We start from the raw sequence: 14,014 nt of genomic DNA on the forward strand, positions 1-14,014 counted from the left end.
CTTTAGCTGCTCCTGATCATCACGACAGTCTTCGACCATCACCACTTCGTCGAACGCCGGTCACTCGAGCCGATATCGCAACAGGGCCGCGATTCCACCGAGATTCGAGAGCTGTTCGCCAGGCGGGAACTCACTCGAGAAGACCGTCACATCGCCGCCTTTCTGCTCGGCCGTCCGGACCACGTCGTCGACGTTTATCGCCCACTCGCCGTCGGCCCCTCGCTCCTTGCGCAGTTTCTCGTCGAGGATGAGCAGTTCGTCGATCGCGCCGTATTCGGCGGCTTGGGCGACGCTTTCGGGCCCGTAGGCGGCTTTCGCACCCTCGGCGATTCGCTTGGTGAGTTCGTCGATCGCCTCGGCTTCCGATTCGATCCGGGTCTCCTCCTGGACGTCCGCGACGGCCCCTCGTTTGAGCACTTCGTGGACGCCGCGGTCGCCGACACCGGCGGTGTCGACCATCGTCACCTGCTCGGCGACGTCGGGGTGGTTTCGCTCGAGGTACTTCAGAGCATCCTGTTTCGTGAAGCCGGGGCCAGCGAGGATGATCGCATCGACCTCGAGCCGTGAGAGGATCTTCCCGAGGTCGGCGAATAGTTCCGACCGGTCGCGGGCGTACTCGCCTTTTCCCGTCGGGCCGCTGATCGACGCCCGTTCCTCGGTGCCGTACTGGGCGACGGTGTGAACGTGGGCCTCGCCTTCCTCGACGGTGGCGATGGCGACATCGGGGTTTTCGGTCGCCTCGACGGCTTCCTCGAGGCGGGCGTTCTGGTCGGGTTTGAACCGCTTGTCGATCGAAATCTCGTCGCGCTCCTCGACGTTGAGTGTGTGGTGGAAGCCGAGTTGATCCTCCCGGGAGCAGGCGACGATTTCGCCGCCGACGCGCAGGCGGTTGGCGAACTTGTGGAACTCGATATCGTCGACGGCGATGGCGACCCACATATGCTCGCGTTCGCCGCCCGTATCACGTAACTGCTCGTCGTCGCGCTGGATCCGTCGGGTGGTGTCACCCGCGACGCGGTCGCCGGGCTCGAGCACGTACTGGAGGTGCCAGAGGTCGTCGACGCTCTCGGGGACGACCGTCACCCGTTCGCGTCCGCCCTCGAGTGGCTCCCGGTCTTTGAGTTGCATACGCGAGCGATTATCGGGGTGGGGGTAAGTGCGTGACGGATCCGCTGGCTCGGTTCTGCGGTTCTGATCGTGGGTACGTGGGTACGGTGCGTTCGGGGCTAGCCGATCTGACGATCGATCGCGTTCGCCACCTCGAGAATCGTCCTCGGATCGATGTGCTGGTGAACCGGGAGGACGACGACCTCGGCCGCGAGTCGGTGTGCCGTCTCGTAGTCGGGGTTATCGCGAACGTTCGCGGACAGTCGCGGCCATGTGTGGGTGCCGTCGACGCCGTAGTCCTCGAGCAACCGACGGAGCTGTGTAGGGTGTTTCGTGCGGACGGGACAGACGTGTGGGCACACACCCGTGGGAAGCGACTCGAAGACGAGTTCGACGTCTGGCCGTTTTTCGAAGAGGGAGGCCCAGGCCCGGTAGTTCGAGCGGCGGGCCGACCGGATCTCGATCGGGTCGGCCTCCTGTACGAGGTACGCGGAAAGCCGCGACATTGGCGCTTTCGAGGACTCGTATCGCCGTCTTGGGTCGGTCGCTGGCCCGGACAGGCCGTTGTTCGCAACCAGCCGATGGACGGACTCCTTGACCGTTCGATTCGCGTCGAGAAGGCCGGTTGCCAGCGATTTGACCACGAACTGCAGGTCGGCCGCGTGAACGGTGTCTTCGACGCCAGCCAACGCGGATCCCTCGAAATGTTCGGCTACGGACGGGTTAGAGAGATACAACAGCGCGCCGTCCGGAATCGGTAACAGCTTCCACAGGCTCGTAAAGCCGATATCTCCTCGCGTGCCGAGTAATCGACCGTCGTCGAAGCTCAACGCACCGTGGGCGTTGTCGTCGATGTGATAGCAGTCGTGGCGGGCGGCGAGGGAGGCCACCTCCTCGAGTCCAGGCTGTGGGAAGCCAAAGTAGTTTACCGACATGATCGCCAGCGTTTGGTCGTCGATGCGGGCTTCGAGGTCGCCGAAATTGGGGGCGAGGTCGTCGGTGATCGCGTACTGTCTGGGTTCGAGGCCGCAGTCGACGATCGGTTCGACGACGGCGTCGGGGAGGTAGGCGGGAAGTACTACGTTTTCCCACGTCTCCACCGTGTCCGGTTCGGCGGTCGCTGCACGTACCAACGTGGTCAACCCGTCGTGCAGCGCGGCCTTCCCGGAACCGTAGTAGAGAACGGGGTCGGCGTGTTGTCGGACGAACGAGTCGATGTCGGTCGTTCTCGAGTCGTCGGTTGACCACTCGAGCAGTGACGGATTTGCGCTGATCATCGGTTCGTTCGGTCGAATCGCAGATCGATCCGGGGAACGACACCAGCAGAACGGGGGACATCGAACGGTGCACCAGTCATCGGTTCTACTGACTGTCAGCCAGTCGCTTAGTGATGGTGGGGTTACTGCTCGAGCAGGCGTGATAACGGCGGGCTACAGTCACGTTCTATTCTATATTTTCTGAATAGATTTCAAGAACTCTGAACATAGAGAAAAAAGCAGTTGCATAACAAAGCTGCCGACAACGAATTCCCGGGCATGGAAACGGATCGTCCCAGATTGCTCGTCGTCGGTCTCGACGCTGGTTGTCTCCACGTGCTCAAACCAATTTTCGAGGCGGGCCAGGCTCCAACGCTGCGCCGACTGTTTGAAGTCGGAACCCACGGCCCGCTCGAATCCCAGCTGCCGCCGTGGACGGCGAGCGCCTGGCCGTCGATGTACACCGGACAGAACCCGGGCAAACACGGCGTCTACGACTTTCTCAGCTTCGAAGGCTACGACTGGGACGTCGTCAACGCGTCGCACGTCCGCGCACGCCCGGTGTGGGAACTTCTGAGCGATCACGGCTTCTCGAGCGTGGTGGTCAACGTGCCGGTGACCCATCCCACTCGATCGTTCGACGGCGCGTTGATCCCCGGGATGACCGCGCCCGAGTCGCCGCCGTGTCATCCCGAAGGGATTCTCGAGGAGGTGGAGGACGCCATCGGTGACTACCGAGTGTACCCCCAGAGCGGGCCCGAACCAAACCAGTCGATCGAGAGCTACGAACGCACCATCGAGGGGCGTGGAAAGGCGTTCAGGTATCTCGTGGATCGGTTCGAGCCCGATTTCGGCTTCGTCCAGTTCCAGCAGACCGACTCGGTGTTTCACGAACGCCCCGGCGACAAACAGGCTATCGAAGCGGTCTACCGGGCAGTCGACGATCAGCTCGCCCGGACGATCCTCGAGTTCGATCCGGACAACGTCCTCGTCGTCAGCGATCACGGCATCGGCCCCGTCGAGGGCTGGGAGTTCCGGGTCAACGAGTTCCTCCGTGAACGGGGCGACGTCGTCGCCAAAAGCGGCGGTGAGGGGATGCCGACGTGGTCGCGCGCCTGGGAGAACGACCTGCTGGAGGGAGAGTCCGCGGGGGAGCACGACACGAGCCTTCTCGAGCAGGGGATGAACCTGGCAGCTCGTGTGGGAATCACCACCCAGCGGGTCGCTAACGCGCTCGATACGGTCGGGTTGAAGGAACCGATCGGTCGACGAGTGCCGAACGACGTGATCCGCGCCGCGAGCGAACAGGTCGATTTCCCCAACTCGAGAGCCTACCTCCGTTCGAAGAGCGAACTCGGTGTTCGCATCAACCTCGAGGGCCGCGAGCCGAACGGCATCGTTCCCGAAGCCGAGTACGAGTCCTACCGCGTCGACCTCATCGACGACCTCTCGAGCGTCCGGACGCCAGACGGCGAACCGATGTTCGAGGCCGTCGAGCCACGGGAGGCCGTCTTCGACGGGCCGGAACTCGAGTTGGCACCGGACATCATCACCGTGCCGGCGGACTTCGACAACGCGATTGTCGAGGGGCTCGAGGGCGAGCAGTTCGGCGACCCGATCGAACCCTGGAACCACAAACGAACGGGCGTGGTCGCGGCCGCCGGGGCGGACTTCGACGAGAGCGCGTCCCTGTCGGGGGCGACGATTTTCGACGTCGCGCCGACGATATGCTCGTTCTTCGACGTGGGGATCGACCAGGAGATGGACGGCTCCGTCCTTCCGATCGTCGACGCCAGCGAACGCACGAGCTACCCGAGCTACGAACCAAAGCCGATCACCGCTACGGAGGACGGGGCGGTCGAAGATCGACTGGCAGACCTGGGGTATCTGTAACGATGGGAATCGACATCGAACACCTGGATCCACACGAGGATGGCGACGAGTGGGATCGATACGTCGACCGAGCCGATCGGACGCACCCGTTCTACTACGCCGATGCCCTCTCTCTGCAGGCTGGGGATACGGAGACGACCGTCCACTTGCTCGTCGGCTTCAAAGGACAGGAGGTGGTCGGTCTCTTTCCGGTGTTCGCCTATCGGAAGGGGCCGGTTACCGGCGTGTTCTCCCCGGCACCGTACTCGTGGGTACACTACCTCGGCCCAGTCATGTGCAACCTCGCAAAGCTCAAACAGCGGAAAGCCGACCGGCGCGCGAAGGCGTTTCTCGAGGGCTGTCTGGAGTGGATCGAAGACGAACTCTCGCCGGTGTACACGAAGTTCGACGCGGTGGCGGTCGACGACATTCGCCCGTTCACCTGGAGCGGCTACGAGATCGAACCCGAACCGACCTACGTGGTCGATCTCGACTGTGACGAATCCACGCTACTCGACCGGTTCAGCAGCGACGCCAGACAGAACATCCGCGCCGCCGACGAGTTCGAGGGCCAGTACACCATCGAGGAGGGATCGATCGACGACATCGACCGAATCGTCGAGCAGGTTCGCGCTCGATACGAGAGCCAGGGTCGCTCGTTTCACCTGTCGACGTCGTTCGTCCGATCGCTCTACGAGGTGCTCCCCCCTGGATCGATCCGGCCGTACGTCTGTCGTATCGACGGCACGTTTCAGGGCGGCATTCTCGTCGTTGACGGGGACACGACCAGATATCGCTGGCAAGGTGGGGTCAAACTTGAGACAGACCTCGACCTGTCGATCAACGACCTGCTCGACTGGCACGTGATGTCGACCGGCCTCGAGGCAGGATTCGAGGAGTACGATCTGGTGGGTGCCGGCGTACCGAGCATCAACCGGTACAAGGCGAAGTTCAACCCGCGGTTAGAGACGTACTACACCGTGACGACGGGTACGTACGGTGTCGACATGCTGATCGATCGATACCGGAAACGGAAGTAGGGATGTAACGCCCACTAGGCGGCAGCGACTTTTCTCTCCGAAAGAAAGGGGTAGATGACAGGGATGGAGCGTTCATCGGCGATCGACCCGAGCTGAGAGGGAGTGACGCGGCAGCCAGGACGATCAGGCAGTTGTTCGCGCTCGAGAGACGCGGTAGATCGACCGGCGGGCGTCTCGCAGCGAGGCGCGGCTGTCGATACAGTCTGCGGCCTCGAGTTTCGTCACCGCATAGCGCACCGTCCGCGAGCAGAGACGGGATTCGGTGGCGATTTCGGACTGGGTCATCGGGCCTTCGTACTCGAGCACCTTGTAGACGAGTTTGGCGCTCGGCGGAAGCTCTTCGAGGGAGGGCTGTGCGTTCGGTTCGTCACTACTGGCGTCGTTTGAGACACTCATTGAACTGGGTTCGATGTGGAGCGACCACGCGTTGTGCAGCGACCACGACGGCCGGAATGAACGGCCGACATCGTTTCGACGGCGTGTGGGGTGCCTGCTGGCCGTCGGTGCCGAGTTCCTTCGTGGCACCGTGTCGGCGCGGTCGTGACCGGCGTCATTGTCGTGATGGTCGTGGTCGTGATTGTGATCGAGCCTCGTGATTTCGACGGCGGATCTCGGGGAGTGAACGATCGGTCACTGTGGCGAGTCGGCTCGGTTACCGGTGTTCTTTCGGGATGAAGTCGGCCGTCTTCATCTCACGGTAGGTCGCACAGTCAGGGCAAGCGTGGACGGTGTCGCGATTGTCGCCGAACACTCGAGCGAACTGGCGGGTAACCTGTGTCCCACAGTTCCGACACTGCGGGGCGGTCGTCGTCTCTTGCGTCGCCATCGGCGTCCAGTGGGATGGTTCGGTTGACATCAATCTCTCCTTATCATACCACTGTATTTACTATAGGCTGCATAATGGGCTAAATGAACGATATCGTCGACACAATGGTTCACAATGTGCACTGTGAAATTGTTCACAAAATGGGACTGTCACCGCCCCAAGCGTGCATAATACGATCTTACCCACTGTGTAATGGAAGATTATCTGGCCCAGCGTCGGGTCGAGCGGCGGCCTGATTTCCACCGGGGCGTTCCACCCCCGGCAGCCGGCGACCGGCGACCGTATATCCCCTATAGTTATCCGTAAAATCGTCGAACGCATAGGTACTGATGAAAGCTGTTATTCTCGCTGCCGGAGAGGGGACGCGAATCCGTCCGCTCTCACACGCGCTGCCAAAGCCGATGCTCCCCGTCGCCGACCGGCCGTTGCTCGGACACACCGTCGACACGGCCATCGACGCCGGTGCCGAGGAAATCGTGCTGGTGATCGGGTACGAAGCGGATACCGTTCGATCACACTTCGGCGAGACGTATCGCGGCGTCCCGATTCACTACGCCGTCCAGGAAGAACAGCGTGGCACCGCCCACGCGGTCAACACCGCTCGAGAACACCTCGACGGCCCGTTTGCCGTCCTCAACGGCGACAACCTCTACGACCAGGCGGCCGTCGACCAACTGTTCGCCCGCTGTCCCGCCGTTTGCGCCATCGAAGTCGAGGAGCCACAGCACTACGGCGTCCTCAGCACCAGCGGCGAGCGGGTAACCGGTATCGTCGAAAAGCCCGCCGATCCGCCAACGAACCTCGCCAATGCCGGGGCCTACGCTTTCCCGGCGGCTGCGACGGAGTGGCTCGAGGTCGCCGAAAGTGAGCGCGGCGAGTACGAGATCACCGACGTGCTCGCGACGGTCATCGAAGAGTACGACGTCTCGCCGGTGATCCTCGAGCGGTGGCTCGACGTCGGCCGCCCGTGGGAACTGCTCGAGGCCAACGAGTGGAAACTGGGCGAGCTCGAGCGTCGCATCGACGGCTCGGTACACGAGGATGCCGTTATCGAGGGCGATGTCGTCGTCGAGGACGGCGCGACGGTTCGCGCTGGCGTGGTCATCGAGGGGCCTGCGCTTATCCGCGAGGGAGCTACTGTAGGGCCGAACGCCTACGTTCGGGGTGCGACGCTCGTCGATGCGGGCGCAAAGGTCGGTCACGCCGTCGAGGTGAAAAACAGTGTCCTTTCAGCGGGTGCAACTATTGGCCACCTCTCGTACGTTGGTGATAGCGTCCTTGGCCGAGACGTAAACTTCGGTGCCGGGACGACCGTGGCGAACCTCCGACACGACGACGACGATATCCGGTTTACGGTGAAAGGTGAACGGGTTTCGACCGGCCGTCGAAAGCTCGGCGTGGTTGCCGGTGATGAGACCAAAACTGGCATTAACACCAGCCTAACACCTGGTCTGAAGCTCTCTCCGGGGGCGACGAGTCATCCGGGCGAGACGGTCGATCGCGATCGCTGACCCCTCCAACTGGCGGAACAGTAGCGTACAATTGTTGAGCCTTGTCACACACCGTTCGGGATTGTTGCTCGTTGTTACACCCTGTCCGCAATTGTTGAGCCGTGTCACACGGTACGTTTTCGACAGGTGAAACGGTACCAATGACAAACTACAGTTTCGATAGTATATGGTGCGGTATCTATAGCGAAATACTTTGGATACTGTAGCCTGGATCCGAGTTCGATATCGGGCGAGTCTCGAGTTCGGACACGTCGTCTCTTGACGGCGACCACGTTCGACGCGTCAACACCAATAGTTGACCATTGTTTCCCCCTAAAACCGTATTTCCGCAGTTCGGGATGCGATATCATGGGACACCGATACGTTATACCGCTGGAGAACGTAGTTGACCTGTGAGCGACGAATCACAACAACGACGAAATCTCCGTATGCCCAACGACGACGAGTTATTCGCCGTCGTCACCGAACACCTCGGTGGAAACCATGTCCGACTGCAGTGTGAGGACGGTAAAACCCGCCTCGGACGCATCCCCGGTCGGATGAAGTACCGAACCTGGATCAACGAGGACGACATCGTCGTCGCCGAACCCTGGGACTGGCAGGACGAGAAGGCGACGATCGAATGGCGCTACACCGGACAGGACGCAGACCAGCTGCGTCGCGAAGGGCATATCGACTGATTCGTCTCTGCGGATGTTACTGTTGACACACCTCTCGAGAGTCCTCTCTCGGTGACCACGGGGGCACTCGAGACGCCTGTGAGACCTCACTGTCCCGTCGCCGAACCGACCAAGCTGAAATATTCGTTTGAGCGTGCCCAAAGCACTTACTTGCCGTGTTCGTCGTCGAATACATGAACCGCGTGACACGTCGATCCGTTCTCGGTATCGGCACGACCACCCTCCTCGCTAGCGCCGCTGGGTGTCTGAGTCGGGACGACGGCACGTCGAACTCCGGAACGCCGGCGGACGGTTCCGATGACGATGACGAGAATGGTGGCAGTTTCGCGAACGCGAGCGATCCATGGACGTACGAAACCAGCGTCTTCCTCGAGACCGTCGCCGAGGGACTGGTGCTCGGCCAGGAGGATTTCAGGGAAGGAACCGGCGGTCTCGTCGCCCTCGACGTCGACACCGGCGAGCATCGGTGGGGGTACGGCGAATCGGGCGGCTACACGGGAGTTCTTCGGGTTGCTCGTCGACGACGGCATCTACGTCACCCAGGGGTACGACGTGCTGGCGCTCGAGCCGAGCGACGGGTCGGTTCGCTGGACGGAATCACGCGCGGATCGAGGGGCTTTGCTCGTCACCGAGAATGGCGTCTTCTTCGCCACTGACGTGGACGAGATCCGGGCTCGGAATCATGACACCGACCAGGACGAGACTGACCGGTGGACGACGGCGATTGACGACGAGATCAAACGACTGCAAGCTAGCGACGACGGTTTGTACGTCGTGACCGAATCTGGGCTCACTCGAGTCAGCTGGGACGGCGAGATCGACGCCTCAGCCGATATCGAAGCGATCCGAAGTGTCTTCGTTGCCGACGATCGCGTGATCGTCGCCACACGAGAGGAAACCTACGGGCTCGGGTTGGATCTCGAGTTGCCGGTGTGAGCGTCGTCGATATTCTGGCCAGTATGATCGCCGTCGATATATTCACCAGTATGGCCGGCTTCGGTCTCCGTCAGCCGTCAGAAAAACCCCGGCTACTGCCTCACTCGACCGTCACGCTCTTCGCCAGGTTCCGGGGCTTGTCGATCGGCCGGCCCAGGGCATCTGCAGCGTGATACGAGAGCAACTGTAACTGGACGTTCGCCAGCAATCCGGCGAGGTCGGGGTCGACGGCCGGGATATCGAGGTGGGCATCCGCGATGTCGACCGCCCGATGACCAGCGGGGCAGACGGCGACCAGCGGCGCGCCGCGGGTCTGGGCCTCCTCGGCGTTGTTGAGAACCTTCTCGTCCTCGTCGCCGGTGAAGATTGCGAACACGGGCGTTTCGGGGGTCACGAGCGCCAGTGGCCCGTGTTTGAGTTCACCCGAGGCGAACCCCTCGGCGTGTTCGTACGTGATCTCCTTGAACTTCAACGCGCCCTCGAGCGCGACTGGGAAGCCAAGCCCCCGACCGATGAAGAAGTACGACTCGGCACCGAGATACTGCTCGGCGAGTGCTTTTGCAGTGCCGTCCTCGAGGATCGAACTGAAGGTGTCCGGCAGGCCGCTGAGGTCGTTGTACAGCGCCCGCCGATCCTCACAGGTTCCATCGAGGTCGTCGATGATGCATTGCGCGAGTAACAGGAGCATCACGGCCTGGGAGGAGAACGTCTTGGTCGCGGCGACACCGATCTCCGGCCCGGCCCGGATGAGCAAGACGTCGTCGGCGAGGCGGGCTGCCGTCGAACCGACGACGTTGGTCACGGTCAGCAACCGTGCGCCGTCCGCTTCGGCCCGGCGCATCGCGTTGAGCGTATCCGCCGTCTCCCCGCTTTGGGTCACGGCGATCACGAGCGTGTTCTCGTCGACCGGCGGGGCGCTCACCCCGTACTCGTTGGCGAGGTGCGCACTCGTCTGGATGCCACACTGGTTCATCGCGATCGAGCCGTACAGCGCGGCGTGATATGAAGTACCACAGGCGACGAACTGAATCCGTTCGATTCCGTCGAACGCCCCCGGCGGGAACGACTCGAGGGCCACTTCGCCAGGTTCGTCGCCCTGGATTCGACCCTCGATGGCCTGGGCCAGCGAGGTCGGTTGCTCGTGGATTTCCTTGAGCATGAAGTGGTCGTACTCGCCCTTTCCGGCCTGTTCGGGATCCCACGCGACGGTTTCGGGTTGGCGGTCGATCGCGTGTCCCTCGAGCGTGGTGAACTCCACTCCGTCGGGTCGGACGACGACGACGTCGCCATCCTCGAGGTAGACCACGTCGTCGGTGTACTCGAGGAACGCGGGCACGTCGCTGGCGAGGAAGAATCCGTCGTCGTCGAGGCCGACGACAAGGGGCGACCCCTGCCGGGCGGCGTACAGCACGTGCTCGTTCGCGACCATCGCGGCGACGGCATAGCTCCCTTCGAGGTCGTCGATTGCTCGGCGGAACGCCGTCTCGGCTGACGCACCCTCGTCGAGGTAGTACTGAATCAGGTGGGGGATGACCTCGGTGTCGGTGTCGCTCTCGAACTCGTGGCCGAGTTCCTGCAACGACGATTTGAGCGTCGCGTAGTTCTCGATGATGCCGTTGTGGACGACGGCAACGTCTCGCGTCGAGTCGGTGTGGGGGTGTGCGTTCTCGTCAGTCGGCGGCCCGTGGGTACTCCAGCGGGTGTGACCGATACCAACCTCGCCGCTGAGGAGGTCGCTGTCGATCGCTTGCTTCAGCTCAGCGACTTTACCCGATTGCTTCTGTATCTTGATACCGGAACCGTTCTGGACGGCGACGCCGGCGGAGTCGTAGCCGCGATACTCGAGGTTCTCGAGGCCGGTCAACAGGGTATCGATCGCTTCGTCGGTTCCGACACGGCCGATGATGCCACACATCAGCGGCTCACCTCGTGTGGAACCATCGTTAGCTGACAGTCGCGGCTGGCCGCTGTTCGCTGGGCTTTTCGGCGAGGAGAGAAAAGATCTGTCCGGCCGGTGGTGTGCGGGGCGGTTGCGACCGCTGAAGAGGGGGATCCGCTACGGGTTACTCGACGCGGTATTCGGTGCACTGACATACCCACTCAAAGTGGCGCTCGGCCCATTACTATAGATTCACTAACGGCAGTGATAGCCTCCCCGTACCTGCACCGAACGATGAGCCATTGCGTCAGGTCGTGCAACCGTCTTCGTGTGACCGCGTATCCACCGAAACGGTTTCTTTCACGAGTTGGGACGTGGTTCGAGAGGTGAAGGCAAGTGTTTCTCGACGTATGGTCACCAATCTCGGAATTGTCTCCGGTTTGGGTCGGGCTACTGTCGAGAAACGAGTGCAAACAACCGGTCAGTCAGCCCGTCGTTTCACGGGCTCCTCTATCGCGTCAGACGAGCCACGGTGGGCACAGCGAACAGGTTCCAACTGGGTTCTCGTGACGATTGGCTCCCGGTCTGACTCGAGATCTCCACTGACCTTCACTCGAGATCCCATTGCTCCGCCACGAGGAAAGCCCACGACTTATTAGTCACCCGGACAGTACCACAAAATAGAACGCAACGCAATCGTCGACGTCGTTCTGCGTACGGCGTTAGTCGGAGGCAGTAGAGATGAGTAGGAACGTGCGCCGGTATCGTCTACCCCAGCCCAAAAGATCGTCATGATACTCCCGTTTCTCCCGGTCTCACCGGTCGGTCTCTCGCTCGAGGAGCCGGTGCTGGTGTTTACGATCGCGATGATCGTCTTCCTCGGCGGGCCGCTGGTCGTCAAACACTTCGGCCAGCCAGGGATCGTCGGCATCGTCCTCGTCGGGGCGATCATCGGGCCCGATGCCCTCGAGATCGTCGAACACACCGACGCGATCATTCTGCTCGGCGAGGTCGGCCTCATCTACCTGCTGTTCACCGTCGGCCTCGAACTCGACTTGCGGGGCTTTTCGGACGCGCCAGAGAACGCCGCCCTTTTCGGACTGACGAGCTTCTTCCTTCCGTTCACCGTGGGGACGGTTGCCGCCATGACGATTCTCGGGTTCGACCTGCTGGCGGCACTGTTGCTGGCGGCCGTGTTCGCCTCGCACACGCTGCTCGCCTACCCGATCGTCAACCAGCTCAACGTCACGAAAAACCGGGCGGTCACCGCCGTCTTCGGTGGCATCCTCTTTACGGACACGCTCGCGCTCATCGTCCTCGCGATCGTCACCGGGGCGATCGACGGCGAACTGACCGTCTGGCTGTTCCTCTCGGTGTTCGCCAGCCTGGTCGTCCTGTTCGGTGCCATCTGGTTCCTGATCCCACCGCTGTCCCGACGGTTCTTCCAGACCTTCAGCCAGGAGAGCTACTTCGAATTCCTGTTCGTGATGGTCGCACTGTTCGCCGCCGCGAGCCTCGCCGAAGTACTCGATATCGCCCCCATTCTCGGTGCGTTCGTCGCCGGCCTCGCGCTGAACCGGCTCATCCCACAGGGTGGCACGCTCATCAATCGGATCGAGTTCGTCGGCAACGCGTTTTTCATTCCGTTCTTCCTCCTGCACGTCGGGATGCTCGTCAATCCCACAGTCATCGTCGCCGGGCTCGAGACGATCCAGATCGCCGCCGTCGTCACCGTCGTCATGCTCACGACGAAGTGGGCGGCCGCGTGGCTGGTTTCGACCGTCCAGGGCTACGACGCCAACGAACGCGGCGTCATCTTCGGCCTCTCGACCGGCCAGGCTGCCGCTGCGCTGGCGATCACCCTCGTCGGCGTCGACGCCGGGGTCTTCGGCGACCAAGTGTTGAACGCCGTCGTCTTGCTCTTGCTCGTCACCGCCCTGGTCAGTCCGTGGCTCACCGAGCGAGCCGCGACCAAACTCGCCCTCGAGCGGGAGGTCGAACAGGGCGAAGACAGCGTGCTCGATCCGAACATTCTGTTGCCGCTCTCTCACCACGCCGAGATGCAAGAGCGATTGCTCGAGTTGGCGTTCGTCCTGAAAGGCCAGCGCGGTACGGAACCGGTGCACGTGCTGACGGTGGTGCAACGCGACCGGAACGTTCGAACCGAGGAACAGATCGCAGCCGTCAGCGAGGATCTCGATCGGGTCGCCGAAATCGGTGGCGCGGCCGAGGTGCCGGTACACACCGAAACGCGCGTGAGCCACAACGTCGCCAGCGGCATCGTCCAGGGGGCCCTCGAGGTGCAGGCGAACCAGATCCTGATGGGCTGGGACGCCAAACGCTCGTTCAGCCATCGGATTTTCGGCAGTATCATCGATCAGGTGCTCGAGCGAACCTCGCTTCCGGTGTTGATCAGCCGACTCGGCCACCCGATCAACACGACGAAAGAGATCACCGTCGTCGTCCCGATCGGTGCCGACCACCACGAGGGGTTCTACGAGGCCGTGCACATCACGAAACGGCTCGCCGCGAGCCTCGGCGTCCCGTTGTCCGTCCTCATCGTGGAGGGACGCACCCACCAGGTCGACCGGCTCTTCGAACTCGTCGAGGAGGACGTCTCGGCCGAGTTCGATGCCGTCGACCAGTGGGGTGACTTGCTCCCGACGCTCGAGTCGCGCGCGGGCGAAGATGATCTGATTATTGCCATCGCGCCGCGCAAGGGCGACGTCGGTTGGCACCCGGAACTGGCGGATTTGCCGGGTCGACTCGCAGAACTCCCACCGGAGTCGTTCATCACGATCCATCCGCGTCAGGGCGAACCGGAGTACGACCGGCGGTACCTGCGACTCGAGTGATCGTCGAGTGACCGCAGCGTTCACTCGTGTGTGTTTTGAGAGTCGTCGACGA

The 14,014-nt window shown here is 62.2% G+C and carries 12 protein-coding genes; 6 read left to right on the forward strand and 6 right to left on the reverse strand.

All coding sequences use genetic code 11. The features are described from left to right. Window positions 1–60 precede the first annotated feature (60 nt). Together NGM68_RS13785 and NGM68_RS13790 are read right to left on the reverse strand one after the other, a co-directional pair. On the reverse strand, window positions 61–1,128 hold the full coding sequence (locus NGM68_RS13785; RefSeq protein ID WP_252698815.1) for an mRNA surveillance protein pelota: 1,068 nt from the start codon (window positions 1,126–1,128) through the stop codon (window positions 61–63). Between the two features lie 98 nt (window positions 1,129–1,226). Next, window positions 1,227–2,384: a DegT/DnrJ/EryC1/StrS family aminotransferase gene (locus NGM68_RS13790; protein ID WP_252698816.1), complete on the reverse strand. Its 1,158-nt coding sequence runs from the start codon at window positions 2,382–2,384 to the stop codon at window positions 1,227–1,229. Between the two features lie 258 nt (window positions 2,385–2,642). On the opposite strand from NGM68_RS13790, the gene NGM68_RS13795 reads away from it, so the two are divergent. Further along, a complete protein-coding gene (locus NGM68_RS13795) occupies window positions 2,643–4,256 on the forward strand; it encodes an alkaline phosphatase family protein (RefSeq protein WP_252698817.1) in 1,614 nt (537 codons plus the stop codon). 2 nt (window positions 4,257–4,258) lie between these two features. Then, complete coding sequence (locus NGM68_RS13800; RefSeq protein WP_252698818.1) at window positions 4,259–5,275, forward strand: lipid II:glycine glycyltransferase FemX; 1,017 nt, start codon at window positions 4,259–4,261, stop codon at window positions 5,273–5,275. A gap of 123 nt (window positions 5,276–5,398) precedes the next feature. On the opposite strand, the gene NGM68_RS13805 is transcribed toward NGM68_RS13800, so the two are convergent. Further along, window positions 5,399–5,671: a MarR family transcriptional regulator gene (locus NGM68_RS13805; RefSeq protein ID WP_252698819.1), complete on the reverse strand. Its 273-nt coding sequence runs from the start codon at window positions 5,669–5,671 to the stop codon at window positions 5,399–5,401. Between the two features lie 256 nt (window positions 5,672–5,927). Further along, window positions 5,928–6,131 (reverse strand): DUF7563 family protein, encoded by a 204-nt coding sequence (locus NGM68_RS13810; protein WP_252698820.1) that lies wholly within the window; start codon window positions 6,129–6,131, stop codon window positions 5,928–5,930. Window positions 6,132–6,430: 299 nt separating this feature from the next. Between NGM68_RS13810 and glmU the strand changes: the two genes are divergently transcribed. Both glmU and NGM68_RS13820 read left to right on the forward strand, forming a co-directional pair. Then, complete coding sequence (gene glmU / locus NGM68_RS13815) at window positions 6,431–7,612, forward strand: bifunctional sugar-1-phosphate nucleotidylyltransferase/acetyltransferase (RefSeq protein WP_252698821.1); 1,182 nt, start codon at window positions 6,431–6,433, stop codon at window positions 7,610–7,612. 392 nt (window positions 7,613–8,004) lie between these two features. Next, the gene (locus NGM68_RS13820; protein ID WP_256469889.1) at window positions 8,005–8,292 is read left to right on the forward strand and encodes a translation initiation factor eIF-1A; all 288 of its coding nucleotides are present in this window, start codon (window positions 8,005–8,007) and stop codon (window positions 8,290–8,292) included. A gap of 146 nt (window positions 8,293–8,438) precedes the next feature. Here NGM68_RS13820 and NGM68_RS13825 read toward each other — a convergent pair whose 3' ends face one another. Beyond that, a complete protein-coding gene (locus tag NGM68_RS13825) occupies window positions 8,439–8,822 on the reverse strand; it encodes a hypothetical protein (protein WP_252698823.1) in 384 nt (127 codons plus the stop codon). On the opposite strand from NGM68_RS13825, the gene NGM68_RS13830 reads away from it, so the two are divergent. Next, window positions 8,803–9,228 (forward strand): hypothetical protein, encoded by a 426-nt coding sequence (locus NGM68_RS13830; RefSeq protein WP_252698824.1) that lies wholly within the window; start codon window positions 8,803–8,805, stop codon window positions 9,226–9,228. The genes NGM68_RS13825 and NGM68_RS13830 overlap by 20 nt on opposite strands. A 100-nt stretch (window positions 9,229–9,328) precedes the next feature. On the opposite strand, the gene glmS is transcribed toward NGM68_RS13830, so the two are convergent. Next, window positions 9,329–11,143 (reverse strand): glutamine--fructose-6-phosphate transaminase (isomerizing), encoded by a 1,815-nt coding sequence (glmS, locus tag NGM68_RS13835; RefSeq protein WP_252698825.1) that lies wholly within the window; start codon window positions 11,141–11,143, stop codon window positions 9,329–9,331. Window positions 11,144–11,898: 755 nt separating this feature from the next. Here glmS and NGM68_RS13840 point away from each other — a divergent pair. After that, the gene (locus NGM68_RS13840; RefSeq protein ID WP_252698826.1) at window positions 11,899–13,962 is read left to right on the forward strand and encodes a cation:proton antiporter; all 2,064 of its coding nucleotides are present in this window, start codon (window positions 11,899–11,901) and stop codon (window positions 13,960–13,962) included. Window positions 13,963–14,014 lie beyond the last annotated feature (52 nt).

Source organism: Natronosalvus vescus (assembly GCF_023973145.1).
In the GTDB taxonomy this organism is placed as follows: Archaea; Halobacteriota; Halobacteria; order Halobacteriales; family Natrialbaceae; genus Natronosalvus; species Natronosalvus vescus.